This window comes from Serratia sp. H1w, assembly GCF_000633355.1.
Taxonomy (GTDB): Bacteria; Pseudomonadota; Gammaproteobacteria; order Enterobacterales; family Enterobacteriaceae; genus Chania.
In genome coordinates this window covers 16360-43183 of sequence record NZ_AYMQ01000082.1, presented here as the reverse complement: position 1 = coordinate 43183, position 26824 = coordinate 16360, and the positions used below count along the sequence as shown (strand labels likewise).

General features: G+C 53.2%; 23 protein-coding genes and 2 pseudogenes. 16 read left to right on the top strand and 9 right to left on the bottom strand.

Translation table 11 applies throughout. The features are described from left to right. Nucleotides 1–2: 2 nt before the first annotated feature. The 5 genes from U869_RS0119285 (at nucleotide 3) to U869_RS0119265 (ending at nucleotide 4747) form a co-directional block, all read left to right on the top strand. On the top strand, nucleotides 3–932 hold the full coding sequence (locus U869_RS0119285) for an ABC transporter substrate-binding protein (protein WP_025120966.1): 930 nt from the start codon (nucleotides 3–5) through the stop codon (nucleotides 930–932). A 173-nt stretch (nucleotides 933–1105) separates the two neighbouring features. Continuing rightward, complete coding sequence (locus U869_RS0119280; RefSeq protein ID WP_025120965.1) at nucleotides 1106–2260, top strand: ABC transporter permease; 1155 nt, start codon at nucleotides 1106–1108, stop codon at nucleotides 2258–2260. Beyond that, nucleotides 2257–3192, top strand: coding sequence for an ABC transporter ATP-binding protein (locus U869_RS0119275; RefSeq protein ID WP_025120964.1), 936 nt, complete (start codon nucleotides 2257–2259; stop codon nucleotides 3190–3192). The genes U869_RS0119280 and U869_RS0119275 overlap by 4 nt, the downstream gene beginning before the upstream one ends. Continuing rightward, entirely contained in the window at nucleotides 3189–3959 is a 771-nt protein-coding gene (locus U869_RS0119270) for an ABC transporter permease (RefSeq protein ID WP_025120963.1), read from the top strand. Before U869_RS0119275 ends, U869_RS0119270 begins: the two co-directional genes overlap by 4 nt. 5 nt (nucleotides 3960–3964) lie before the next feature. After that, nucleotides 3965–4747, top strand: coding sequence for a phosphate/phosphite/phosphonate ABC transporter substrate-binding protein (locus tag U869_RS0119265; RefSeq protein ID WP_025120962.1), 783 nt, complete (start codon nucleotides 3965–3967; stop codon nucleotides 4745–4747). A 6-nt stretch (nucleotides 4748–4753) separates the two neighbouring features. Here U869_RS0119265 and U869_RS32415 read toward each other — a convergent pair whose 3' ends face one another. Continuing rightward, nucleotides 4754–4930, bottom strand: coding sequence for a hypothetical protein (locus U869_RS32415; protein WP_198530681.1), 177 nt, complete (start codon nucleotides 4928–4930; stop codon nucleotides 4754–4756). Between the two features lie 167 nt (nucleotides 4931–5097). Between U869_RS32415 and U869_RS0119255 the strand changes: the two genes are divergently transcribed. Further along, nucleotides 5098–6024: an Rpn family recombination-promoting nuclease/putative transposase gene (locus U869_RS0119255; protein WP_369795066.1), complete on the top strand. Its 927-nt coding sequence runs from the start codon at nucleotides 5098–5100 to the stop codon at nucleotides 6022–6024. An 83-nt stretch (nucleotides 6025–6107) separates the two neighbouring features. On the opposite strand, the gene yedA is transcribed toward U869_RS0119255, so the two are convergent. Both yedA and U869_RS0119245 read right to left on the bottom strand, forming a co-directional pair. Continuing rightward, on the bottom strand, nucleotides 6108–7022 hold the full coding sequence (gene yedA / locus U869_RS0119250; protein WP_025120960.1) for a drug/metabolite exporter YedA: 915 nt from the start codon (nucleotides 7020–7022) through the stop codon (nucleotides 6108–6110). Nucleotides 7023–7164: 142 nt separating this feature from the next. Beyond that, complete coding sequence (locus tag U869_RS0119245; protein ID WP_025120959.1) at nucleotides 7165–7818, bottom strand: metalloregulator ArsR/SmtB family transcription factor; 654 nt, start codon at nucleotides 7816–7818, stop codon at nucleotides 7165–7167. A 103-nt stretch (nucleotides 7819–7921) separates the two neighbouring features. Here U869_RS0119245 and U869_RS0119240 point away from each other — a divergent pair, with 103 nt between their 5' ends. From U869_RS0119240 to U869_RS0119220, 4 genes are all read left to right on the top strand, one after another. Continuing rightward, entirely contained in the window at nucleotides 7922–9367 is a 1446-nt protein-coding gene (locus U869_RS0119240; protein WP_025120958.1) for an MFS transporter, read from the top strand. An 830-nt stretch (nucleotides 9368–10197) separates the two neighbouring features. After that, on the top strand, nucleotides 10198–11043 hold the full coding sequence (locus U869_RS0119230) for an AraC family transcriptional regulator (protein ID WP_025120956.1): 846 nt from the start codon (nucleotides 10198–10200) through the stop codon (nucleotides 11041–11043). Between the two features lie 70 nt (nucleotides 11044–11113). After that, nucleotides 11114–11824, top strand: coding sequence for an AzlC family ABC transporter permease (locus U869_RS0119225; protein WP_025120955.1), 711 nt, complete (start codon nucleotides 11114–11116; stop codon nucleotides 11822–11824). Continuing rightward, nucleotides 11821–12132, top strand: a complete 312-nt coding sequence (locus tag U869_RS0119220; protein WP_025120954.1) for an AzlD domain-containing protein — start codon at nucleotides 11821–11823, stop codon at nucleotides 12130–12132. Before U869_RS0119225 ends, U869_RS0119220 begins: the two co-directional genes overlap by 4 nt. A gap of 44 nt (nucleotides 12133–12176) precedes the next feature. Here the strand turns inward: U869_RS0119220 and U869_RS29545 are convergent. Together U869_RS29545 and ompC are read right to left on the bottom strand one after the other, a co-directional pair. Continuing rightward, nucleotides 12177–13013 (bottom strand): annotated as a pseudogene (locus U869_RS29545) (GNAT family N-acetyltransferase). Nucleotides 13014–13215: 202 nt separating this feature from the next. After that, a complete protein-coding gene (gene ompC / locus U869_RS0119210) occupies nucleotides 13216–14310 on the bottom strand; it encodes a porin OmpC (protein ID WP_025120953.1) in 1095 nt (364 codons plus the stop codon). Nucleotides 14311–14731: 421 nt separating this feature from the next. Between ompC and U869_RS0119205 the strand changes: the two genes are divergently transcribed. Both U869_RS0119205 and U869_RS0119200 read left to right on the top strand, forming a co-directional pair. Further along, the gene (locus tag U869_RS0119205) at nucleotides 14732–16303 is read left to right on the top strand and encodes a PTS transporter subunit EIIC (protein WP_025120952.1); all 1572 of its coding nucleotides are present in this window, start codon (nucleotides 14732–14734) and stop codon (nucleotides 16301–16303) included. A 12-nt stretch (nucleotides 16304–16315) separates the two neighbouring features. Beyond that, nucleotides 16316–17695, top strand: coding sequence for a glycoside hydrolase (locus U869_RS0119200; RefSeq protein ID WP_025120951.1), 1380 nt, complete (start codon nucleotides 16316–16318; stop codon nucleotides 17693–17695). A gap of 50 nt (nucleotides 17696–17745) precedes the next feature. Here U869_RS0119200 and U869_RS0119195 read toward each other — a convergent pair whose 3' ends face one another. Further along, nucleotides 17746–18459, bottom strand: coding sequence for a MurR/RpiR family transcriptional regulator (locus U869_RS0119195; RefSeq protein WP_025120950.1), 714 nt, complete (start codon nucleotides 18457–18459; stop codon nucleotides 17746–17748). Between the two features lie 115 nt (nucleotides 18460–18574). Here U869_RS0119195 and U869_RS0119190 point away from each other — a divergent pair, with 115 nt between their 5' ends. Both U869_RS0119190 and dinG read left to right on the top strand, forming a co-directional pair. After that, nucleotides 18575–19732 (top strand): MFS transporter, encoded by a 1158-nt coding sequence (locus U869_RS0119190; protein ID WP_232785380.1) that lies wholly within the window; start codon nucleotides 18575–18577, stop codon nucleotides 19730–19732. Nucleotides 19733–19877: 145 nt separating this feature from the next. Further along, entirely contained in the window at nucleotides 19878–22079 is a 2202-nt protein-coding gene (dinG, locus tag U869_RS0119185; RefSeq protein WP_025120948.1) for an ATP-dependent DNA helicase DinG, read from the top strand. Here the strand turns inward: dinG and U869_RS0119180 are convergent, their stop codons facing one another. Beyond that, nucleotides 22080–22514: an Lrp/AsnC family transcriptional regulator gene (locus U869_RS0119180; RefSeq protein WP_025120947.1), complete on the bottom strand. Its 435-nt coding sequence runs from the start codon at nucleotides 22512–22514 to the stop codon at nucleotides 22080–22082. Nucleotides 22515–22736: 222 nt separating this feature from the next. Between U869_RS0119180 and U869_RS0119175 the strand changes: the two are divergent. Both U869_RS0119175 and U869_RS0119170 read left to right on the top strand, forming a co-directional pair. Further along, nucleotides 22737–23396, top strand: a pseudogene (locus tag U869_RS0119175) (DMT family transporter); the annotation flags it as partial. Between the two features lie 69 nt (nucleotides 23397–23465). Further along, nucleotides 23466–24095, top strand: a complete 630-nt coding sequence (locus U869_RS0119170) for a LysE family translocator (RefSeq protein WP_025120946.1) — start codon at nucleotides 23466–23468, stop codon at nucleotides 24093–24095. A gap of 85 nt (nucleotides 24096–24180) precedes the next feature. On the opposite strand, the gene U869_RS0119165 is transcribed toward U869_RS0119170, so the two are convergent. Beyond that, on the bottom strand, nucleotides 24181–26271 hold the full coding sequence (locus U869_RS0119165; RefSeq protein ID WP_025120945.1) for a DUF2207 domain-containing protein: 2091 nt from the start codon (nucleotides 26269–26271) through the stop codon (nucleotides 24181–24183). Between the two features lie 4 nt (nucleotides 26272–26275). After that, nucleotides 26276–26818, bottom strand: coding sequence for a LemA family protein (locus U869_RS0119160; RefSeq protein WP_025120944.1), 543 nt, complete (start codon nucleotides 26816–26818; stop codon nucleotides 26276–26278). Nucleotides 26819–26824: the final 6 nt, after the last annotated feature.

Sequence of the window (26824 nt, the reverse complement as noted above, 5' to 3'; positions counted from 1 at the left end):
GCATGGCTATTACCCCATTACGCGCGCGTTTTCTGGCATTGGCATTGACGGTTCTGGCTGGGGCCTGCGGTGTTGCACAGGCGGCCGATACGGTTCGCGTGGGTTCTAAAATTGATACCGAAGGCTCGTTGCTCGGCAATATCATCGTGCAGGTGCTGGAAGCCAACGGCATCAAAACCACCAACAAACTGCAACTGGGCACCACCAAGGTGCTGCGTGGCGCGATCACCTCCGGCGAGATTGATATCTACCCGGAATATACCGGTAACGGGGCCTTTTTCTTCTCGGATGAAAAAGATGCTGCCTGGAAAAACGCTCAGGCCGGGTTTGAGAAGGTGAAAAAGCTCGACTATGACCAGAACAAAATCGTCTGGCTGGATGCGGCTCCGGCAAACAACACCTGGACGATTGCCATTCGCCAGGACGTAGCTCAAGCCAATCAGTTGAAAACCCTGGCGGATCTGGCCAAGTGGATCAACGGCGGGGGCAAGTTCAAACTGGCCGCATCGGCGGAGTTTATCGAACGCCCGGACGCGCTACCGGCTTTCCAGACTGCCTACGGCTTCAAGCTTAATCAGGATCAGTTGCTGTCATTGGCTGGCGGCGACACGGCGGTGACCATCAAAGCGGCGGCGGAGCAAACCTCTGGGGTAAATGCGGCGATGGCCTATGGCACCGACGGTCCGGTAGCGGCGCTGGGCTTACAGACGCTGGAAGATCCAAAAGGCGTACAGCCAATCTACGCGCCGGCACCGATTATCCGTGAGGCAACGTTGCAGCAGCACGCCAATATTGCCGAACTGCTCAAGCCGGTGTTCGCTACGCTGGATGGCCCAACCTTGCAGCAACTGAACGCGCAGATCGCCGTAGAAGGGCAGGATGCCAAACAGGTAGCGGTCAATTACCTGAAACAGAAAGGGTTGATTAAGTAACTTTTATTCGACGATGGAGTCCTCTCACCCCAGAGCTGCATTCAGGTGCAGAAATTAATCTGCGACGAGGTGGATGTTGAGGGCGAATACTGTCGTTAAGTTGTCGCACATTCAGTCCCCTCTCCCTGTGGGAGAGGGTTAGGGTGAGGGGGGCATCGGGAGTCATTTTGATTATTTTTTTGAAGAATCGCGTATTACTGACCTTATTTGTTTTGCTGCTGTTGGCGGCCTTTGGCCTACCGTTTCTCAGCTATGCCCCGAATCGCCTGCTGTCTGGCAAAAGTATCCCTCTGATTTCGCTGTTGCATGGCCCAGCCCTTTGGTTGCTGTTGCCCTTGCTGGCTCTGGCCGTACTCAGCCTCCTGACACCCACGCGTTACCGAGCGTTGCTGACTGCCTGCATTGCCTCCATGCTTCTCGCCACGATCTTTTGGTTGAGCGGTTATACCGCGCAGCAGTTGGCATTGCAGGGTTCCCCGCTGGCGCGTACCTCCTGGAGCAGTGGCTGTGCGCTGATGGCGGCGTTGAGCGGCCTGATCGCCGCCGATGCGATGACGCGCATCACGCCATCGCACCTGTGGCGCATTCTGGGTAATACCTTGGTCATGCTCCCTGCCGCGCTGTTGTTGTTTACTCACCAGTTGGACCATCTTTCCCTGCTCAAGGAGTATCACAACCGGCAGGAGGTATTTGACGCCGCATTGCTACAACATCTGACTATCTTGCTGGCAACCCTGGTACCGGCTTTGTTGATTGGCGTACCGCTGGGCGTGCTGTGTTTCCGCTCAACCCGCTGGCAGGGCCCGATCTTCTCGACGCTGAATATTATCCAGACCGTGCCTTCCATTGCGCTGTTTGGCCTGTTGATCGCGCCGTTGGCCGGGTTGGTTGCTGCATGGCCGTGGCTTGCCCAATTGGGTATCAGTGGTATCGGTATGGCTCCGGCGGTGGTGGCGCTGGTGCTCTATGCCCTGTTGCCGCTAGTGCGTAGCGTGGTCGCCGGTTTACAAAGCGTGCCCGCCAGCGTGATTGAGTCTGCCAGTGGGATGGGAATGACGCGCGGGCAGATTTTCTTTGGCGTGCAGCTTCCGCTGGCATTACCGCTGTTTCTGACCGGCGTGCGGATCCTGGCGGTGCAAACCGTGGGGATGGCGGTGGTGGCCGCGTTGATCGGCGCCGGCGGTTTTGGAGCGATTGTGTTTCAGGGATTGCTTAGCAGCGCGCTGGATCTGGTGCTGCTGGGCGTGATCCCGGTGATCGCCATGGCGGTGATCGTCGATTCGCTGTTTAAATTTATAATTTCAATGTTGGAAGTGACAGGCCGATGATTAACTTTGACCGGGTAAGCAAAATTTTTCAGGGGAAACCGGCGGTGGACGATCTCTCGCTGAACATGGCGGAAGGGGAGTTTACCGTGCTGATCGGCACTTCCGGCTCTGGTAAATCCACCACGTTGAAGATGATCAACCGTCTGATCGAGCATGATGAAGGCAAGATCAGGTTTGCTGGTGAGGAGATCCATAAATTCAAGCCGCAGGATCTACGCCGCCGTATGGGCTATGCCATTCAGTCGATCGGCCTGTTCCCCCATTGGACGGTGGAAGAAAATATCGCCACGGTGCCAAAGTTGTTGAAGTGGCCACGGGCACGCATTCGCGACCGAGTCACCGAGCTGCTAGAGCTGTTGCAACTGGAGCCCGAACTGTTCCGCCGCCGTTATCCGCACCAGCTTTCCGGTGGGCAGCAGCAGCGGGTTGGGGTGGCACGGGCGCTGGCAGCCGATCCCGAGGTGTTGCTGATGGACGAACCTTTTGGCGCACTCGATCCGGTAACCCGTGCCTCGTTGCAGACTGAAATTGCCCGTATTCATCAACTTTCCGGTCGCACCATCGTGCTAGTCACGCATGATATCGATGAGGCTCTGGCACTGGCCAACCGGATCGTGCTGCTGGATCAGGGGCGAGTGGTGCAGCAGGGCACGCCGTTAGAGTTGTTGACCAACCCGGTGAATGATTTTGTACGTGATTTCTTCGGGCGCAGCGATCGTGGGATCAAGCTGCTGGCGTTGGGCAAGGTAGCCGAAAGGGTGCGGCCGGGCGAGGCGGAAGGAGAGCCGATCCCTGCCATAATGAGCCTGAGAGAGGCACTTTCGGTGTTTGTTGCCCGAGGCTGCGAACGCTTACCGGTAGTTGGCGAGCAGGGGCAAGCGCTTGGCGTGTTGCATTTCAGCGATTTGATTACCCAAAAGGCCCTGTCATGAACATCAGGCGCTGGTGGCGCGATCCGCTGCCGTGGACATTTGCTCTGCTGGTGGCGTTGGTCTTTGGCATGAGCCATCTGCATTGGCTGTTTGCCGCCTGGTTCCCGGATCTGGACCGGCCGGTGTATCAGCAGGACAGCTTCTTCTCGTTGGTTGAGGCGCACTTATTGCTGGTCGCGATCTCGAGCCTGATTGCGGTAATGATTGGCGTAACCGCTGGTATTGCGGTTACGCGCAAGGCAGGGCGGGAATTCCGCTCGTTGGTGGAAACCGTGGTTGCCGTCGGGCAGACTTTTCCCCCGGTCGCGGTGCTGGCGGTGGCGGTGCCGGTGATGGGCTTTAGCGAACAGCCCGCGATTATTGCGCTGGTACTGTATGGCTTGTTGCCGATCCTGCAAGGCACCTTGACCGGGATCGAGTCGGTTCCGGCGGCCACGCGTGAAGTCGCGCAAGGGGTGGGGATGAACCGCTGGCAGATCCTGTGGCGCGTTGAACTGCCGCTGGCGGCCCCGGTGATTGTCGCGGGCATCCGCACCTCGGTGATTATCAATATCGGCACGGCAGCCATTGCTTCAACGGTGGGCACCAAAACGTTGGGTACGCCTATCATCATTGGCCTGAGTGGCTTCAACACGGCGTATGTGATCCAGGGGGCGGTGGTGGTGGCGTTGTTGGCGATCATTACCGATATGCTGTTTGAACGCTGGGTGCGCTACCTCACTGCCTGGCGCCAACAGCGGCTGACTGTCTCATCTTCTGCGGGGTAACTTCCATGGCGATAGTCTCTTTACCGATGTATGGCGTTAGCCACCAACAGGTGGAACCGTTCTGGCAGGCGCTGCGCGATAAGCTGCGGCAACTGGGTATGGTCGATGTTCCCCAAGAGCTGAGTTGGCCACCGGATTTACCGCAACACTGGCAGCGGCCGGATCTGCTACTTAGCCAGACCTGCGGTTACCCGCTGGTGACGGCACTGCCGCAGGTACAGTTGGTGGGCACTTACCATTATCGCGTGGAAGGGTGCAGCGGAGCTAACTACAGCAGTTGGTTGATCGTGCGAGAGGAAGAACCGGCCGACCGTCTGGAGGATTTTCGCGATCGCGTGGTGGCGTATAACAGCCAGGATTCCCAGTCGGGGTATAACAGCCTGCGGGCCTTGATTGCACCGTTGGCACGTGAAGGCCGATTTTTCCGTCAGGCTATCGCTTCTGGTAGTCATTATCGCTCGCTGGAGATGATCCGGGATGGGCAGGCGGATATTGCGGCTATCGATTGCATCAGCTTTGCCTTGTTGAAGCGGGCACGGCCACTGGCCGTTGCTGGCCTGAAAATTATTGGCCGTACGGCTGCGGTTCCCGGCTTGCCGTTGATCACCGCTGCGGGTACGTCACCTTCACAGTTGGTCATTTTGCGTACCGCAGCCAACGCCATGGTCAACCATGCGGCCAGTGAAAGCCTGTTAATTGGGGATTTCAGTTTGGTACCGCGCGCCGCCTATCAGCGGGTGACCGAGCTTGAGCAACTGGCGGCCAACGCTGGCGTAACGGCGTTATAACGCGGATTATTTAGCTTGGAGTGGTGCCGTTGGAGCGCTATCGGCAGCGGCGTCGTTGGTAGTCGTGGTCTCTTCTTGTGGCGTGGTGGAACGGGTGTAGATATTCAGCCCGGCCAGGAACACACCGGCCAGAGAGCCGAAGGCGCATAAGGCGATGACGATGAGAAACGCTTTTTTCCGCATAATTATTTTTTTCGCAGGTTGTCCAGAATAGCGGGAATTATAGCCCCTTCGGCAGGTGAAACAACCCTCGTTTTGTTGGGGTATGTGGTATTAAAAGACTTTGCGAGGCGGATCCAGACCCCATGCGGCCGTAATGTGAACCGGTAATAGCCTGTGGTAGTTTTTTTATGTCAAGTCCAAGGAAGAACGACATGAAAAACACCACCCCTACACCACATGATGCGGTATTTAAGCAGTTCCTCACCCATCCCGATACCGCCCGTGATTTCTTGGAGTTGCACTTGCCCCCGGCCTTGCAACAATGTTGTGATTTACGCACGCTGAAGTTGGAATCCGGCAGTTTTATCGAAAATAACCTGCGCCCCTATTACTCCGATGTGATCTACTCACTGAAAACGGAACAGGGTGACGGTTATATCTATACTCTTATCGAGCACCAAAGTGTCCCTGATAAGCATATGGCATTTCGCTTGGTACGCTATGCCATTGCTGCGATGCATCGCCATCTGCAGGAGGGACACGATCGACTGCCCCTGGTTATTCCGATGCTTTTTTATCACGGGCAGGTAACGCCCTATCCGTATTCTATGGGCTGGCTGGAGGATTTCAGCGAACCCGAAATGGCCAGGCAACTTTATGCGGGTCATTTCCCGTTGGTTGATGTTACGATCATTCCAGATGATGATATTATGCAACATCGCCGAATGGCCATTTTGGAGCTGTTGCAAAAGCACGTGCGGCAGCGTGACCTGGCTGAATTACAAGAGCAACTGGTCACATTGTTGTTGGCCGGATACACGACTCAAGAACAACTGATATCACTGATGAACTACATGTTGCAGGTAGGCAGTACGAGCGAACCGGAGCGGTTGATCCGTGAAATGGCCAGTCGTGCGCCACGGCATGAGGAGGATTTGATGACTATTGCAGAATATCTCGAGCAAAAAGGACGCGAAGAAGGGCGAAAAGAAGGGCGTGAGGCAGTCCTGAAAATAGCGAGTGCCATGCTGGCTAATGGCTTCGAACGTGCTATGGTCATGAAATTGACTGGTCTTTCAGCAGACGATTTGGCACAACTTTCGCCGCAAGCATAGGCAGTAGCTTAAGGCTTGCACGCAGGGTGTCACTGCTGTCTCTTGGGCAGGTGATATGTCAAGAGACAGCTTCGCAGGGGTCTTTATTCTTGTACGGATTGGACCTTTGCCGGCCGGCCAAACAGGTATTTACCCAGCGTCACCAACACCACCGCCGAAACGATGATCACCAACGCCAGCCACTCACGTGGGCCTAGCGTTTCGCCAGCAAAACCGACGCCGAGCAACACTGCCACCACCGGATTAACGTAGGCATAGCTGGTTGCTACCGCCGGGCGGACGTTTTTCAGCAGGAACATATAGGCGCTGATCGCCAACATCGAACCGAAAACAATCAGATAACCGAGCGCCATAAAGCCGCTGAAGCTCGGCATTTTATCCAGGTGTTCACCGCTCAATTGGCTGGCGATAGTCAGCACCACGCCCGCCACCAACATCTCTGCGGCACCGGCCATCGGCCCTGCAGGGAGTGAAATGCGCGAACCCAGTACCGACCCAAAAGCCCAACTGGCGGAGGCCAATAAGATCAGCAGCGCGCCGGTCGGGTTACCCACCAGGTTATTACCGGTATTGAGCAGCACAATGCCCACTAGGCCAAGGGCGATACCGATCCATTCCAGCTTGGTATTACGGATGCCCCAAAACATGCTGAAACACAGGGTGAACAACGGCACGGTGGCGACCATCACTGCGGCAATGCCGGAAGGCACATCCTGATGCTCGGCTACCGTGACCAGGCCGTTGCCCACGGCCAGCAACAAAATGCCAATGGTGCCAGCGGCGACCCACTGTTTCAGGGTTGGCAAGGCATGGCCCCGCAACAACAGGAAAACGAACAGGATGATACCGGCAATCAGAAAACGAATGCCCGCCATCATCAAGGGCGGCCAGCTTGCCACCCCAACTCGAATGGCAAAGTAGGTCGATCCCCAGACAATATATAAGGTAAACAGCGCCCCCACTAATGGCAGGAGATGACGATTTTGTTGGCTCAGCATGGGTTTTTATTCGGTAGGGTGAAAAATCGTTAGGACACTCAGTAAACCTTAAAGCATAGCCGATGAGCAATGCTTTTTTTGCCGGTTTAATCCTGTCGTGTTGCCGGATGATGCTCGCCAATCCCTGGCTAAAATCAAGGGATTATGTTGGAGAGATCTGATAGGCACAGCGGCGGGCACCGGTAAGAATATGTTCGCTGCGCTCCACCTTGGCCTGTAGCACCTCGGTAAATACGTTCAGCTCGGCGCGGCAAAAACCTTGGCAAACCGCAGCGGCGGTGCAAATTGGGCAGTGGTTTTCCACCAGCAGAAACTTCCCGTTGTTCTCTTCGCTCCACTCGGCCATATACCCTTCACGGCAACGGATCGCCGCCAGACGCGCCACCCGTTCACGCAGATCGGTTGCACCGACCATCGCCTGTATATAATTGATACGGGTTTCCTGCTCCCGGCTGTCGATCAGCAGATCCATCGCTTGCTCACCCAATTTGTCACGCACCGTGCGCAGCAACTGGGCGGTTAACTCGGCATGGGCGTCGGGAAAGTGGGCGTTGCCTGCGGCGGTCAACTGCCAAAGTTGTACCGGCCGACCGACGCCACGGGTTTCGGCCCTGGCTTCCACCAGACCCTCTTTTGCCAGCTTGACGAATTGCTGACGGGCGGCTTCGCCGGTCGTGCCGAGCACTTTACCCGCCTCAGAGGCTTGCTGTGGGCCGTGGGTTTTCAACAGCTTCAGCAAGCGGTCACTGACCGAATGTGCGGTGCATTCGCCATTTTCCAAGTTAATTCTTGACATATTACAGCGCCTCGCCCTTAATTATTCCAAGATATTGCTTGTTAAATTTAGCCTAATAGCAACATCAACTCAATGCCATTCCTCTGAAAACAGGACGATAACCGTGATAACCGATGATAATAGCCGTTGGAGCGATCTCTTTTCCGGCAAAAATGCCGCCAGTGCCATCGCACTGTCGCTCGGCGTCGCCTTACATGCGATCAATATTCTGGTCGCGACCACCATTTTACCCTCAGTGGTGCAGGATATCGGCGGGCTGGATCTCTATGCCTGGAACACCACGTTGTTTGTAGTGGCCTCAATATTAGGCTCGGCTCTGTCGGCACGTTTGCTCAGTGGCTACGGGGCACGTAGCGCTTATCTGGTGGCTTCGCTGTTTTTCATCGTGGGTGCGATGCTGTGCGCACTGGCCCCTTCCATGCCGGTGATGCTGATTGGTCGCACGGTGCAGGGGTTTGGCGGTGGTCTGATTTTTGCGCTTTCCTACGCCATGATTAACCTGGTGTTTGAACAAAAACTCTGGCCACGTGCCATGGCGCTGATCTCCGCGATGTGGGGGATCGCCACGCTGGTGGGGCCTGCCGTCGGAGGGATTTTTGCTGAGTTGAATGCGTGGCGTTGGGCGTTCGGTATTCTGTTGCCGATCATGGTGCTGTACGCGGCCTTTACGTTCCGTATTCTGCCCAAGGGGAAGCCACAGCAGCAGGCAGCTCCGCTGCCGCTGTTGCAGCTATTGTTGCTGGCCGGAGCGGTGCTGGTGGTGTCGGCGGGTAGTCTGGCAAATAACGGCTGGGTTAACGTGGGCGGTATTGTTGTGGCGTTGTTATTGATGATTTGGCTGATCCGGCGTGAGGGGCGTTCTAGCGCTCGCTTGTTGCCGCATCAGGCGTTGCGTCGTGGTTCGGCTTTGGCTTCGCTGTATGCCACAGTCACCCTGTTGGTGATAGGCATGACCAGTGAGATCTTTGTGCCTTACTTCTTGCAAACCCTGCATGGTCAGTCACCACTGATCTCCGGCTATATCGCGGCCACCATGGCGGCTGGCTGGACCTTGTCGGAAATTCTCAGCTCTGGATGGCGTGGGAAGGGGATCCGCCTGGCGATCGTCAGCGGGCCGATCCTGGTGCTGCTTGGCCTGTTAGGGTTGGCGGTGCTGATGCCTGTCCCTTCAAACGGGCAGTGGCAGGCGCTGGGGCCGATTGTGCTGGCCTTGACGTTGGTCGGTTTCGGTATCGGTTTTGGCTGGCCACACCTGCTGACGCGTATTTTGCAGGTGGCCCCACAGGCCGATAAGGATATTGCCGGGGCATCTATTACCACGGTGCAACTGTTTGCCACAGCGTTCGGCGCGGCACTGGCGGGGATGGTCACCAATCTGGCCGGATTTACCTCACCGGGAGGCCTTGAGGGCGCAGCTTCCGCCGCTCATTGGTTGTTCCTGCTGTTTGCCTTGGCCCCGTTGTTGGCGATCTACAGCGCCTGGCGCAGTGCGGCCATTAGCCAGCCAACCGAGGAGTCTAGCCACTCTCCGAGCACATCGATTTCTTGATAAAGCAACGGTGGCTGAACCGATGTTAATCAACCGCCATCCTGGTTTTTGTCCGCGGATGGCGGTGTTTTAAACATGGCGCAAATAACTTTATGGAGCACAATAATAAAGCAAATTGAAAAAAATAGTGAAACGACAAGTTTGGATATTCTCTCTGGGGCCGAGTAGAAATAATTGACCTCGACCCCAGCGCCGGACAGGAAAATTGAGGATATAACCAGTCCGAGGATGACTGAGACGAACCAATAGAGACTATTCATGTTTTTCCTTATACCCATTTTTTTAACCACCGTTACTATTTTATAGAAACGACTAAATTGCTGTGCCGAATAGAACAACAGGAGAGAGTCATGCAGAACGCCGACACGCCGTAACCCGGTCCTTGTGGGCTCGCAATCGCGCATCCCTATGGTCAGCGGTCGGCTAACCTGCAATGATCTCACCCTGTTTCAGGCATAGGGTGGAGCGGTATTAAATGCAGTTTTTTAGATGTGTAGTCCGATAAATATAATACGATAATCTATCATGGGAAACATTTCCCCATTGCCTGTTTTTGAATGGGTTTATTATTTATCCATTCGCGATTGATCTCAGTTGTTTTTAAATAATCAAACGTGACACTTTCTATTTAATAGTCTCTGTAAGTTTGAAGTGTTATTTTTTATCGTCATCTTAATATTTAAAACGCAAGTTAAGTCTTGGAAATGTCGCTCCATTCTCTTTAGCGGTATGCGTTGTCTGGAACAGGGGCGGGTGAGATGGGCAATTTTGTACAAACGCCCGATCTCGCTGAGTGCTAGAATGCGTTTCATTCAGCGGAGAAGGTAAGTATGGCAGAGAGCGTGAGCCGGAAAGGGCGTCAGGAACAGGCTAACTTTATGCACGTCGACGATCTCGGCGGGCTGGAAGTGTTGCAGGCCACCTATCGCCGCCAGACCTTCTCGCGCCACAGTCACGAGGGTTTCTGCGTAGGGGTGATTGACGAAGGGGCCCAGCGTTTTTACCGCACCGGTGGTGAGCATGTGGCGCCACTGGGCAGTGTGATCCTGGTTAACTCCGATGATATCCATACCGGCAGTTCTGCCAGCGAGGATGGTTGGTCCTATCAGGCCATGTATCCCAAACCGGAGTTGCTGGCGTTCTTATCCCGCGATCTGAAAACCGTAGCTGGAGCCACGCCGTACTTCCCCAATCCCGTCGTGCAGGATGCCGGGCTGGCCGGGCAACTGCGCTTGGCCTTTGGTATGATGCGCAGTAACGAAAATCGCCTGGTGAAAGAGACATTGGTGTTTTCTGCACTGACCTGGTTAATGCTCCGCCACGGAAAAAGCCGCATAGAACCTGTCGCACAAAGTAAGGCGCAGAGCCAGATCGCGCGGATCAAAGCCTTTCTGGACGACTTCCCCGAGGCTAATATCTCCCTGCTGGAATTGGCGGAGAAAGCCGGGCTTAGCCCTTACTATCTACTACGCCAGTTTCAACAGGCCACCGGTTTGCCTCCTCATGCCTATCAGATCCAGGCGCGTTTGCGTAAAGGGCGCCAGATGCTAAAGGCGGGCAGCGGCGTGCTGGAAACGGCGCTGGCGTGTGGCTTCCACGATCAGAGTCACTTCCACCGTCATTTCCGCAAGTCCATTGGCGTGACGCCTGGCGACTATGTCAAGTCGCTGAGATAAATGCGCAAATAGATACAATACTCATTCCCCATCCTGCGTTATTCTGATCCTTCGATCGAAGGAGAAGAGAATGACTTACCAATCAACACTCACGGAGCCACCAACGTTGCGCCTGCGGCCGGCTTTGCAAGGGGCGGTGGCGATCTTGCCGCTGTGCCTGGCTGTGCTGCCTTGGGGGATACTGGCAGGGTCAATGGCGATCCAGAGTGGCCTGACGGCGGCAGAAGGGCTGGGGATGTCGGCGATCGTTTTTGCCGGAGCTTCACAATTGGTGGCAATGGGGATGATCAAGAGCGGTGCCAGTATGCTGGCGATCCTGATTTCCACTTTTTTTGTTACCGCTCAGCACTTTCTCTACGGCCTGCGCCTGCGGGAATGTATTGCTCCGCTACCGCTGAGATGGCGTGTGGCGCTGGCGTTTTTGCTGACCGATGAACTCTTTGCCTTAACGGGAGATCACGGGCCAGCGCGCTTTAACCGCTGGTACGCGCTCGGGGCCGGTTTGGCGTTCTATCTGAGCTGGTTTTTTGCAACCTTGCTCGGCGTGGTGGCGGCCAGCAGCGTCAGCGATCTGGACAGCTACGGTCTTGATTTTTCGATCGCCGCGACCTTTATCGCCATTATCGTACCACTGGTGCGTAATGTGCCCGTATTGGCCTGCGTAGTGACGGCGTTGGTACTGTCTATTGGCCTACACCACTATCAGGTGCCAGGCGCATTGATTATTACCACCGTGGTGGCGATGTTGGTTGGGCTGCTGTGCAGCAGGGGGCAAGAATGATCTGGTTGACCATTGTGCTGATGGGCGTGATCGTCTTCTTCAACCGCTACTGTTTTCTGGCACCCAGCCTGCCAGTACGTTTATCACAACGGATGAGAACCCTGCTGAGCTTCTCGGTACCCGCGGTACTGACCGCTATCTGCGGACCTATCATCGCCTTCAACGGAGATGAGTGTCGCGCCCTGCCTGAAAATCCTTATCTGTGGGGGGCATTGTTCGCCATTGTCCTGGCCATATTCCTGCGTAATACGCTGGCGGTCGTGGTGCTAAGTATGCTGATGTTTATTCTGTTGCGCACATTGCTTTAACTCTTGCCTCAAAACAATCCCCAGATCCGTTCTGGGGATTGCGTTCACATTGTCATCATCATTTCAAACTGTCGCAGCGGATCTTCGCGCCAACCAAGGTGCAGGAAGAAGGGCGCAACGTCGTCTGGAACAAACACGTTGGCAGATAGCGCCAGTGGGGCAAATTGCGTTTGCAGCGCTTGCAACAGACGGCGTGCGTAGCCTTGGCCGCGAAGCGCTGGCGGCACGTAGATCATACGCAGGTGGCACTGTTGTGCGCCCGGCATCACCAAAGCAAAAGCCTGTTGCTCTAAAGTGAAGGCACGCGGGGTGCCGGGCAGTTTATACAGCGATTCTGGGGCGATCAGCCATGGCAAATCACGTTGGCCATCAGTGATCATCTGCCGGGAAAGTGCCAACGGGTCGATCTCTTGCAAGGCTGTGGAGGGCTCAGGAGTTTCCAAAGGGGCGTGAAATCCCAACAGCGTGCGGGTGATGGTTAAACCAGCCTGTTGATACAGCGCCAGTGCCGCTTGATTACCGGCGATCACCTCCAGCGACAGTTGACGGTCGCCGCGCCCACGGGCATCCGCAATAATGCGTTGCATCAACGTCTTGCCTAACCCTCTGCCACGCATTTCCGGGCGGATAGACAAGGCGGCTACGCGGCTATGCTGGCCACGGCGTGTGATCAAGGCCAGCGCCACCGGGTGCTACTGGTGAGTGACGATAATGCTGTGTTTCAGGCTGAGGTCCTCGGCGGCAAAGCGGCTGCCAAAGGTTTCGCCATCGATCACAAACGGGACAATGTAGTTTTCAAAACAGTGGCTGAGTATTTGCGCCAGCTGCATGCTGCTGTAGGGCAAGGCGGTATGAAACTCGAACTGGGTATCGCTAGGCATGGCGGTTCCAAAGGCAGCTGTGGGAACTCTATATCTAGCTGCGATTGCCTTATCAGGCAAGTATTAAGCGCTATTTTCCGGATGTTATCCGCTGTTGCGGCAGAGGCATGATGATGAAAAAACCGGGCGTTGCCGCCCGGTAAAGAACATTGAAATAGCCGAAGCTATAAATTGCAGTAGTGGTTATGGGTCACAGCGTAAATCAGAACTGATAGGTCAATGCTACGGCAACGACATCGTCGGTTTTCAAGCCCAGTTTGTTATTGTCATCAAGCTGGTTGATTTTATAATCGATGTACGTAGACATATTTTTGTTGAAGTAATAATAGGCACCGACATCAACATATTTCACCAGGTCGGTATCGCCGATATTTTCAATGTCCTTGGCTTTAGACTGGACATAGGCCAGTGACGGACGCAGGCCAAAGTCGAACTGATATTGTGCCACTACTTCCACGTTCTGGGTTTTATTGGCAAACCCGCTGACCGAGGTGGCGGCATTATTAATGGTTGCGGTCCCGGAAATTGGTGTCAGATTACGGGTTTCGGCATAAGTGGCAGCCAGATACACGCTGTTGGCATCGTATTTCAGGCCGGTTGCCCAGATGTCGGCTTTATCACCTTTGCCGAAAGCGCTCTGCTTCTGGCCGCTAGTCCGGTTGGAAGAAGCGTATGCGCCGGTCACGCTGACGCCATCGATGATTTCGTAGCTGGAAGACAGACCGAAGCCGTCGCCGTTAGCTTTGCTGCTGGCACGACCATCGTTTTCGTTTTTGCCCTGATACTGCAAGGCAAACTTCAGGCCATCAACCATACCGAAGAAGTCGTTATTACGGTAGGTGGCGACGCCGTTGGCGCGTCCGGTCATAAAGTTGTCGGTTTTGATATAGGTATCATCGCCGAATTCTGGCAGCATATCCGTCCAGGCACCGACGTCGTAAATAACGCCGTAGTTGCGGCCGTAGTCGAATGAGCCATAGTTTTTCACTTTCAGGCCGGCAAAGCCAAGACGGGTTTTCGTATCTTTAGTGCCATCCGCTTCGCTGTGGTTGGCGGCAATCTGATATTCCCACTGGCCGTAGCCGGTCAGAATATCGTTAATCTGGGTTGCCCCTTTGAAGCCGATACGCACGTAGGTTTTATCACCATCGTTGCTGGTATCGTCAGAGAAATAGTGCAATGCCTTTACACGACCATAAAAATCAAGCTTATTGCCGTCTTTATTATAGATCTCAGCTGCCTGCGCGGTCTGGGCAATTAAAAGTGCCGCGATAACGGCAAGAAGGTTAGGTTTCATGGTGTTCCCTGCTTTATACGATTGAAAGACGCTTATCATCAGTTGTATCACTGTTTCAGTTTGCTGCCGGAGCTAGCGCAGCGCAGAATTTTTACCGCAGTTGTGTGATGTATTTATGACAGAACATTGTGATCCGTATCAAAAGGTGAAAATTTACGCAGAGGCTGCATGAGAATGCTGAGCAACCCACGCCGATCTCAAAGCGTAGGGGCGCTGCACGCCGCGCCCGCCTGAACGTCGCCGAGCTATGGGCTGACGCTACGTCACTTCTCTGGTTAGCGTGAAACAGGTGTTCATTTCGTGGCTGTTTGTACCTATTTTCTGCAACAGGTTCCCTTTGCAAAGCGCAATTGTTATAACCAATACACTGAAAGCAAGTTCAATATAATGACAATAACGCCCTATCATTAGAGGAATGACTATGTCTGGACTGCGGCAACGGACTCTGGAGAATATGCAGAAATTATCCAGAGCCATGATTGGAGCTGTATTATTTTTGCCCGTGATAGGTTTGATCTTGGCATTGAGTTCTGTGCTAACCAATCCCAATATTATTGCTGAAAACAATTTCCTTCACCATCTTGGCGTATTGCTCGGCGATACCTTTTGGCCTTTGTTTGGTAATTTAGGTTTACTATTCTGTGTCGGTATCAGCTATGGCCTGGCAAAGGATAAAAAAACGGAAGTCGCGCTGGTTTCGGTGATGTGCTTTATTATGTTTCTTGGCGCGAACCACTCCTGGCTTCAGTTTACCCACGGTATCGCAGAAAAAATAAATGGCGAATATTATGGTACCGGGCAGACCCAATTGCTGGGCTTTGTGGTTGTCGATATGGGCGTTTTCCTCGGTATTATTCTGGGTTGCACCATAGCTTGGGTACATAACAAAGTCACACTAATTGAATTACCCGGTGCGCTGTCGATGTACGGTGGGGCAAAACTGACGTTAATCGTCATGACCCCGGTGATTATTATTTATGCTATGGCCTTTACCTGGATCTGGCCATATATGACCCATGGTATCACCACCCTGACCGGCTTTATGAAAAATGCCGGAGTTGCCGGGGTATTTGTTTATGGCTTCTTTGAGAAATTCCTGATCCCTACTGGCTTGCACCACTTTGTCTGGTCACCTTTCCAACTGACGCAGATTGGCGGTACGATCACCGTTGACGGACAAACGGTATCCGGTACTCAGGCCATCTTCCTGGCTTACATGCGTCACCCAGATTTAACCCCGATGATGAACGAGGGATTGCGCTTTGCACAGCAAGGCATGACGACGATCTTCGGCTTGTCCGGTGCGGCGTTGGCCTTCTATCATACCGCCAAGCCGGAGAAAAAGTTAATGGCGAAAGCCATCCTGTTACCGGCGATTATCACTTCTATTCTTACCGGGATCACTGAGCCGATTGAATTCACTTTTCTGTTCATCTCCCCGTTACTTTGGGTGATCCATGCGACGTTGACCGCGGCCTCACAGGCATTGTGCGATGTCTTTAGCGTACGGCCTTGGGGGGCCTCAGGCTTAATCGAGTTCGTCATTTATAATTTACCGTTGCCTGCTTCACTAACGCGTTGGCCGGTATATATTCTGATCGGTATCGGGCAATTCTTTGTGTATTACGTCGTATTCCGCACCATCGTAGTTAAACTGAATCTTAAGACCCCTGGGCGCGAAGATGATGATGGCGTAAAACTATACAATAAAAAAGATTATCAGGAAAAAGTACAGAAAGAGAAAAAACCTGCTGTGCAACAGGTTGGGGATATTATCAAAGGGCTAGGGGGAAAAGATAATATTGTCTCGGTAGATAATTGCTTTACCCGGCTACGTGTAGTTATTCACGATCTCACTCACGTTGACGATAGCGTATTAAAAACCACAGGCGCTAGCGCGGTGGTGCGTAACAGAAATGAAGTTCAGGTTATTTATGGTATCAAAGTTGGGCAGGTTCGCTCAAAAGTCGATGCCTGGCTTGCTGATAATTAATTGGGAGTTTGTATGAAACTGACAGTATTAGGTGGTGGTGGCGTTCGCTCGGCGTTCCTGGCTAAATCATTGGCTTATAACGCGCATCGTATTGGTTTAAAACAGGTGGTGTTCCTCGATAACAGCGAAGACAATCTGGCAATATTTGGTGAAATCGCCAGCTATATCTTTAAAACCATCCGTCCGGATATCGAGTTTAGCCTGTCAACCGAACCAAAAAGCGCGTTACAGGGCGCTAACTACGTGATCACCACGCTGCGCGTCGGTGGAGATAGCAGCCGTATTCGTGATGAACGTATTGCGCTGGATCATAATACCCTGGGCCAGGAAACTACCGGTGCTGGTGGCTTTGCCATGGCGATGCGATCCATCCCGGCGATCCTCGACTACTGCCGGTTAATTGAAGAGCATGCGGCCAGCGACGCGATCCTGTTCAACTTTACCAATCCCTCAGGGCTGGTGACCGAAGCGATCATCAAATCGGGTTTTAAACGCCGCGTGTATGGCATTTGCGATGCGCCGTCGGAGCTGATCCGTGAGCTGCCATCAATTTTGGGCTGCACAGAGCATGATTTACAGGTTGAATGCTACGGGCTGAACCATTTCTCCTGGTTTACTCACTTTACCGTTCAGGGCAAAGACGTCACAGATACCCTGATCAGCAAGCCAGAACTGTATAGTAAAACCGCGATGCAGTATTTCTCGCCTGAGTTGGTGCAGCTGTGTGATAAGCAACTGCTAAACGAGTATCTCTATTATTACTACTATAAAGAAGAGGCCCTGCAGGCCATTCAGGCGTCGGGTGAGACGCGTGGTGAGCAAATTGCGCATATCAATCAGCAAATGCGCGATGAGCTACGGTCTATCGATGTTAAAGCCAACCCGGCTCAGGCTTTTGATATCTGGATGAAGCACTATTTACGTCGCGAAAACAGCTATATGCAAAACGAATCGCAGCAGGAAAAATTCAACACCAGGGAACCTTTGACCCTTCAGCAGTTTATTGAAGAACCAGACAGCGGCGGCTATGCCGGTGTCGCGCTGGACATTCTTGAGGCGGTGAATAGCGATACCACCAAGCGTATCGTCGTCTCACTGACCAATAATGGCACACTCGATTTCTTACGTGACGACGACGTCATTGAAATCAGCTGTGACCTAAGTAAAGACGGGTTGAAGCCCGTTACGCCGATCCACGTGCCTACGGCACAGAAGAATATGATCTCCTGCGTGAAAGAGTATGAACGTCTGGCGGTTGCGGCCATCTTGCAGCAGGACAAGTCGCTAGCCGTGCGCGCATTGATGGCACACCCATTGGTCGGCTCATGGTCACTGGCCGACAAACTGGTCACCGCCTATCTAAGTGGGCCTCAATTTACCGACTGGAAATAGGTTGTGGCACTGGTGGGCGGAACTCGCCCGCCTTAAGGGGAGCCGCAAAGTTACTTATTTTGCCTGAACCAGAGCTTTAACAGGTGTTCAAATCCGAGAATACAATAACCGAAGAACGGATTGGACCAGTAAATATCATCATCGTATTTTTGTGGATCATGAATGATGAATGCCGTATTCGCCGCCTGGGCCAACGGGCTTTGATAATCGCCGGTGAAACAGACAAGTTCGGTTTGTTTATCTTTTAGGGCGTTGATCCAACTCAGTGCCGAGGAACTCCGGCCCGATTTGGAAATAATCCAGATTGAGTCAAATTTGGCGGCATTTTTTTGTTCAAGAATTTCATAGTCCGGCCATAACGCCAGACTGGCATTGACGCCAATCACCAGGAATTTATTATAAATATATTGAGCAATCAGTTGGGAAAAGCCGCTGCCGTGGATCAGGATCCGTTCGTTTTGTAATCGTTGCAATAATGGATCGAGTTGCTCGGGTGGCTGGATGCTCATAAAGTTGATGTCATTAGTCACATCCAACTTTGGCAGGGTAATATTAAATTTAATAAAGTATACCAGCTCTAACCAACCGCTAAATTTCAACTTTTTAGCCAGGCGTACCAAAGAAGAAGGGTTACTATAACATTGTTCGGCAACGCTGCGAATACCTTGACGAAGGCATGACTCCGGGTCGGACTGGATGTACTGAAGCACGGAAACTTCTGTTTTGTTTAACTGAACTTCACGGAAAAGATTGGTCAGATCCATTATTTACCCCTCATTCGGTCGCATAACAATAGCACAAATTTGCCAGAGGGCATGAATAGTCGATCACAATTACCACATTAGGGATTAAAAAAACAATATGGGTAGAAATTTTTTCATGCTGGCACCGGTGTTTTTTTTATGGGGAAATATCACTGCCATAAACAGCACCTTGATTTTATTCTTTTTTAACTATTTTCATATTTCATGGCAACAAGCCATAATCATTAACGCGATGTTTTATATTGCCCCTTTCTGCACCTGCCTTCCCTGCGCCACGCTGATTGCCAGATATGGCTACAGAAGCATGCTGAGGGCGTCGTTATCGCTGGCAGCACTGGGCTGTATGATGATTGTAGCCGCTTTGTTGAGTGACGCTTTTATGTTGTTGTTGCTGGCCGTGTTTGTTATTGCTACCGGCGTGGCGGCGATGCAGGTGGTGGCTAACCCTTATTTAGCCTTACTGAGTGAGCCGCGTAAACGAGTTGGCAACCTTAGTCTTGCTTCTGCGGTAAACTCATTGGGCGCAACGCTGGCACCTATTTTCATCGCTTTATTACTGCAATACTCCCCGATAGATTATCTTCATCGTCAAGAACCGATAAAGTGGTTATGGTTATCGCTGGCGGTATTTTCAGGATTACTGCTTATCGCCACCTATCTGTTACGCTTACCCGATGTGGCCGCCTCTGGTCATTTTCGCCAGCGCTTTGCCGATTTATGGCAACATAAAATGTTTATCTTCAGCACGGCAGCTATCTTTGTCTATGTTGGCGTTGAAGTCGCCATTGCGACCAGTGCGATGAAATATTTAACCGTGATTGCCCTGTGGAGCACGGACAAAGTCGCGGCAGGGATTGCTATTTACTGGGGAGGGGCGTTGATAGGGCGGTTTATATTTGGTCTGTTTGCACATAAAATTCGCCTGCAATTTGCTTTTCTGGCAGTGACGTTAATTTCAGTGTTGCTGGTACTGACGGCTGTAAAATTAAATAACTCGGCGGGTGGTTATCTGTTATTGCTGACAGGTCTGGGCAACGCCATTATCTATCCGGTGATTTTTGGTCATAGCATCGGCAAGCTACCTCAACTGGCAAATATTGCTGCGGGAGTGCTGGTGATGGCGGGGATTGGCGGGGCAATCATGCCCTATGTGCAGGCCACGCTGATTGATGCTTTTGGTTTACGTTTCAGTTTCTTGTTCCCCGCCGTGCTGTACTTGTTTTTGGTGCTTTGGGGCGCCATTGCGATGGGCAAAAAAGAGGGCGTGAGCTGAATAGCGTGCACACAGAACTCGCTGCAAAGAGTCGAGTTACGTTGCGGTACGCTTCGCAATGTTGGCGAGCCGACCGTAACTCGGGCTGACGCCGCCGACGGTCTGTGGGACAATAGCGCCATCATTTCGTTTAGATAAGAGTTGAATGGCGCTTTCCCCCGCAGTTAAAGATCAGATCGGCCAATGGTACAAAGCCCTGCAGCAGCAAATACCGGATTTTATTTCCCGTGCCCCTCAGCGGCAGATGATTGCCGAAGTGGCGAAGACCCTGGCTGGAGATTACCCTCGCCATCTGGCGATCGAAGCGCCAACCGGCGTGGGTAAAACGCTTTCGTACCTGATCCCGGGTATTGCCGTCGGCCGTGCCGAAAGCAAACCGCTGGTGGTCAGCACCGCCAACGTGGCGTTGCAGGATCAGATCTACAGCAAAGATTTACCGCTGTTGAAAAAGATCATTCCCGATCTGAAATTCACCGGTGCGTTTGGCCGTGGGCGCTATGTTTGTCCGCGCAACCTGGCGGCGATGAGTACCGACGTGGTCGAACAGGGCGATCTGATGCTGTACCTGGACGAAGACGAACTGGCACCGTCCAATGGTGAAGAGCAGGCGCTGTGCCAAAAGCTGGCGAAAGCCCTGGCGCGTCATGAATGGGATGGCCTGCGCGATCACTACCAGCTATCGATAACCGATCCCTTATGGGGCAAGCTGAGCACCGACAAGGCTAACTGCCTGGGGCGCAACTGCCACTATATTCGCGAATGTCCGTTCTATATCGCCCGTAAAGAGATCGAAACCGCCGACGTCGTGGTGGCCAACCATGCGTTGGTGATGGCAGCCCTGGAAACCGAGTCGGTATTGCCGAACCCGAAGGAGCTACTGTTGGTGCTTGATGAAGGCCATCATCTGCCAGAGGTAGCGCGGGATGCGTTGGAAATCGACGGTGAGATCACCGCGTTATCGACCAATCTGCAACTGGATATGATCGTGCGTCAGGTAGAACTGTGCATGACTCAGTACCGGCCAAAGAACCCGCCAGGGTTAGCCAATAGCGAGCGGTTAAAAAACCACTGCGAAGAACTGCGTGAGCTGATCCAGATTTTTGAGCATCTGGCCAACGGCTATCTGCCGCCGGACAGTAGCAATGCCGAATATCGCTTCGAAATGGGCGAACTTCCGGCCGAAATGGTAGAGATCTGCGCACGTCTGTTTAAATTGACGGACGGTCTGCGCGGCCTGGCCGAATTTATTGTTAACGATCTCAGCGAGCAGACCGGCAAGCACGATATCGTGCGGCTGCATCGTACCATCATCCAGATGAGTCGCACGCTGGGCTATCTGGAGGCGATGAGTAAGCTCTGGCGGCTGGCGGCGATGGAAAAATCCTCCAATGCGCCAATTTCCAAATGGATTGCGCGTGAGCTGCGCGATAACGTTACCCATCTTTATCTGCATTGCGTGGGCATCCGCGTCAGCGATCAGTTGGAAAAACTGCTATGGCGCAAGGTGCCGCACGTGGTGATCACCTCGGCAACGTTGCGTTCCTTGAACAGCTTTTCCCGGCTGCAAGAGATGAGCGGGTTGAGTGAGAAAGCGGGCGATCGCTTTGAAACGCTGACTTCGCCGTTTAATCACGTCGAACAGGGGAAAATTGTCATTCCCAAGATGCGTTTTGAACCGGCAATGGCCAATGAGGCCGAGCATCTGGAAGAAATGGCGCGCTTTTTCCGTGGCGAGCAGGCCAGCGGCCAGCATAAAGGGATGTTGATCCTGTTCAGCAGCCATCGTGCGATGCAAACCTTCCTCAGCTATGTCACCGATCTGCGTCTGATGCTACTGGTGCAGGGCGATCAGCCACGTTACCGCCTGGTGGAAGAACACCGCAAGCGGGTGGAAAAGGGCACGGCCAGCGTGCTGATCGGGTTACAGTCATTTGCCGAAGGGCTGGACCTGAAAGGCGAATTGCTGACCCAGGTACATATTCACAAGATCGCTTTCCCGCCGATTGACAGTCCGGTGATCCTCACCGAGGGCGAGTGGCTGAAATCCCTCAATCGTTACCCGTTTGAGGTGCAGAGCCTGCCAAGCGCATCGTTTAACCTGATCCAACAGGTGGGTCGCCTGATCCGCAGCAACGAGTGTCACGGTGAAATCGTGATCTACGATCGTCGCCTGTTGACCAAGAGTTACGGTTCGCGGCTGCTGGCGGCGCTGCCGGTATTCCCGATCGAACAGCGCGAAGTGCCGGAAGCAGACAAGGCCCATAAGGCGGCGTTGAAATCTGCGGCAGAGGCCGCCAAAAAAGAGAAAAAACGCAAAAACCCGTTCGCTCGCCGCCGTGCCCGCTGATTAAAGCAGCGGGGGCAAACGGCGTTTCACCGGTGTGGTTTTCACGATGGAGGTGTTGCACTGCGCGCGTTCGGCCAGTTTATCCAAAGCCTGATCAAGCTGTTCCATCGAGTGCGATACCAGGCGGGCGATAAAGCAGTCTTCTCCCGTGACCTTATCGCACTCGATCACTTCCGGGATCTCCTGCAGCATGAGCTCCACTTTTTTCAACATTCCGGGCAACGGCTTGATGCGCACCAGCGACTGAAAGCTGTAACCCAGAGCCTGTAGGCTGACCTTAAGCGTGTAGCGCTCAATAACCCCATTTTCCTCCAGGCGCCGTAATCGTTCGGCAGTGCTAGGGGAGGAAAGACCGACCTGGGCGCTTAAAGCCTTCAATGAAATCCGCGCATCACCGGCCAAAATGATCAGGATCTGGCGATCAATCGCATCCATAATATCTCCGTTAGGTAAAAACCACATTTAACCTTAAATATAAATGTAATTAGGTTTTTCTTCCTATTTTTCTCCATGGAAAGTTTTGCGAAAAAATCACAAGCTATGACGTAACGTTGGCGGTTGAGTCTAGCGAGATCCCTTTGGGATAGGAGCGCAATGCCGCAATACCTCGCTGGCTTCAAACCAGTGAATACCCGATTTTTTTACCAGGAGTCTGCCATGAATACAGAGATAAAACGCGGTTCGCTGGAAATGGTGGCAGCCATGTTGATCTCCGGCAGCATAGGCTGGTTTGTACTGATGTCCGGGCAGCCGGTGGTTAACGTAGTGTTCTGGCGTTGCGCAGTTGGCACTCTGGTATTGCTGGTGGTTTGTGGCCTGTTAGGGCAATTACGCCGTGACCGGCTATCGCTTGCGGTGTTGTTGCTGGCCACGGCCGGAGGTGTTGCCTTGGTGGTGAATTGGTTATTGCTGTTTGCCGCTTATTCTTATGCCTCCATCTCCATCGCTACCGCTGTCTACAATACCCAGCCATTTATGCTGGTGGGATTGGGGGCATTGTTTTTGGGAGAAAAACTCACTGCCAGCAAGTTATTTTGGCTACTACTGGCATTTTCCGGCATGGTGTTGGTGGTTTTGGCACAACCCAATGTATCGACGGGAAGCAGTCATTATCTGTGGGGCATCGTGTTGTCGCTTGGTGCAGCCTTTTTCTATGCCCTGCTGGCGCTGATTACTAAACGGCTGAAGGGGACACCTCCACATCTGATTGCCCTGATCCAGGTTATGGTAGGTACGGTGATGTTACTGCCGCTAGTCGATTTCCATGCCCCCGCCAGCAGTGCGCAATGGGGCATGCTGGCCACGCTGGGTGGGCTAGCTGCCGTGGTAAAAAACCACGGGTGGGTTACTATTGTGCCTTGAAGTTACAACCGCATCGGGTGAGATATGGTCGAAGTTTCTACGTTGCTGCTGTTTGCCGGTGCCTGTTTGGCGCTGACGGTTACTCCAGGCCCAGATATGTTGTTGATCGCCTCCCGTAGTTTAAGTCAGGGGCGAGGTGCTGGTTTTGCTTCGCTGGCAGGGATACAACTGGGGACCTATTGCCACGCGTTGGCAGCGGCTTTGGGTCTTTCCCAGCTGTTTGTCGCTGTACCGCTGGCCTATGATGCGGTACGTCTGCTAGGGGCTGCCTATCTACTATATCTTGCTTGGAAAACGCTGCGCTCGGGGAGCAAACTGCAGGCGGCAAACGGCTTGCAGAATATGTCTGCCAAACGGATTTTCCGGCAGGGATTGTTGACCAATCTGCTTAATCCCAAAATGGCGCTGTTTGTACTGGCGTTGTTCCCGCAGTTTATCAATCTACAGGCCGGTTCCATAGTGGTACAGATGCTGATATTGGCAACGATTTTGAATGTGATTGGTCTGGTGATTAATGGGGCCGTTATCTTGATGGTTAACGGTTTAAAGAGTCGTTTTACTGGCCGGCAATTCAATGTTCGCTGGCCCAACTATCTGCTGGGCAGCGTATTTGCTGGGCTGGCATGCAAGCTTATTTTCGACAGCCGAAAATAAGCTATAGCTGCGCCTCAAAGGCGACACTGGCGACTCAGCCAGTGCGCCTTACATCAATATCGTGTTGTTGTCCTAGTTAGCGGATCTACCAGCCACCACCACCGCCGCCACCGGAACCTCCTCCCGATGAACCGCCGCCAGACGAACCCGAGCCACTAGAGCTGGAACTCGATGAACTCGAGCCAGAGCTCGAACTGCTGCTAGGTGTTGCCATCGACGAGGCAATACAGGAATGGCTAAAACGATCCACGCGCTTCCAGTCTGCGTCGGCAAAGGCTTCCGACATGGCACCGGATTGGCTCAGATACTCGGCAAAGGTATTGGCCCAGGTCTTGCCTACGCCGAGCGCTAGCGCCGCCGGTAGCAAGCTCTCAAAGTGAGCCACCAGTTGATCGGGTGGGTACAGAGCCTGGTAGCGATTCCTCTCGGCGGTGCCAAGGTACAGTTTTAACCCACGCGCCGTGGCCAGATCATTCAGTCCCCGCTGAGTGTAGCGCGGGATCATCCAGCCAAAGGTGAGGCATAACAGAATGGCGACCAGCAGCGCGCCAATATACCCGGCTGGAAATTGGGTCAGGGGCAACATGGCGAACATGAAAAGGCCGCTGGCAAAGGTGGAAAATGGGCCAAATATCAGTGATATAACCAGAGGGATGAAGCCCCAGGTATTCCAGGTTTTTTTCGGGTTTAATAACAATCTCAGCGGTAAAGACAGCAGTGTGAGGCCGATCAACAGGAATATCATGGCCGGGATGGTGATTGCCGCCGCACCGGGATTAAACAATATCCCGCAGATCAACGGTATTAACAGCATGATATACACGGCGCGGCGTACCGGTTTACCCCACTTGCTGAATAATTTCTCACGCTGGTCTTCGCAGCGTTTTTCCAACCATTTTCGGGCATTTTGCATTGGCCGCTGATAGGCCAGGCTCAGGTTGATGTTTTTGCGAGCGCGGCTAAATAACAGGCCCAGCAACTGCCTGTCGCCGGTGGTTAACCGCTTGTTTGAGTCTTCGGCTTGATACGATAACCATTGTTGATCTGCCGATTGAAATTTGGAGAACCACGGGCTGGCGGATTTGCTGGCTTTGAGCGTAATCGCCGCGCCGCGTTTGGCGACCAGATCCAACAGATCGCTGCTGAAGGCCACGTCGTCATATTTACGTTGGGTAATAAACCGTAGATAGCCGGGTGATAGGTTGGTCGGCATCGCATACAGCGGCACAACGGGAGGCATCTTCAACCCGGTATTAGTCACGTTCTTACGCCACCACCACAGGCAATAGGCCATGAGCAGCAGCACCGGTATCCAGAGCGCACTGGTTGCCAGCGTGGGTACTAGCAGGTGCACCAGCGGTGAGGAGGCTTGCGGGGCGGCGGCACCGGCCAGAATATCTCGTGGCCAGGTGTAGACGACGGTCAGGCCTTCACCCTGGTCGAGCGGCTGCGTGGTTTGTATGCTGCCATTGGGCAGGATCCGGGCATTGTGCTCTTTGGCACCTCGTTCTCCGGTATAAACATCAATAGTGCGCAGGCGAGTATCTTTACCTTCGCTATTCAACGAGTTGCTGGCGTTCGGCAGTTCCAGCTGAAAACTGGCTTTGGCGATCGGGTAGGCCCAATCGTTCCCCGTGACGTTCCAATAGAGTTCGTCCCACTCCGGGAAGCGGCTGAAGTGGTTGCTGACCTGATAGCGGATCTCATAGTTATAGATCGCCGGTTGCAGGATATGATCGGCGCTACCGATACGCACGGTCAGCGTTTTCGCTGTTTTATCCAGGCTGAACGGCTCGGCAATGCCGTCACGTAACACCTGTTTGACCTGATAATCCACGCTGAAAATTTTGCCATCCTGGCGGTTCCAGGTCAGCGGCAGGGTGCGGAAAATCCCACGGCGTATCTCTTGCCCTAAAGACAGCACCTTGATGTTTTCCCGCATCTCCATGCTGCCATCCGCATTAAAACGCGCATGGGTATCGAACGAGAGAATATGTTCATAAGCCCGCACCAAACGGGGAGATCTTGGTGCTGGTGCTTCATTGTCGGGAACTGCTGCGGCAACGGGCACGGCAATATCAACGGGGACATCGTCAACCGTGGCCTGTGCGGCCCCCGTCACCACTAGTGATACCAGCCATAGAACGCGTACTACCCAGCCAGATAATGCATGCATGGTGTTAATCCATCCGTGGAACTTGGGCATCCGCGGGATCCTCAAGTTCGAAGAAAGCTTCCGTTTTAAAATTAAACAGGTGGGCCAGCAGTAAGCTTGGGAACGACTCCACCAGAATATTGAAATCGCGCACCGTGCCGTTGAAGTAGCGGCGTGCCATTTGTAGCTGCTCTTCAATCTCGGCGAGGGATTGTTGCAGGGAAAGGAAGTTCTCGTTGGCTTTCAGTTCCGGGTAGGCTTCTGCCAGCGCAAAAATGCGGCCCAAGGCTCCTGAGAACTCACGCTCGTTCTCGGCAATTTGGCGGGTGTTGCCAACCAGATCGCTGCGCTGATTTGAGAGGGTTTCAAACAACTCTTTCTCATGCTGAGCGTAGCGCTTAACCAGGCTTAACAGGTTAGGGATAAGATCGTGGCGACGCTTGAGTTGTACCGCTATACCGCTCCAGGCTTCGTCTTTGAAACGGCGCAGCGAGATAAAACGGTTGTAGGTCATTACGGCCCAGATCAGCACCACGGCGATCGCAGCCACAGCGATATAAATTTCCATTTTTAC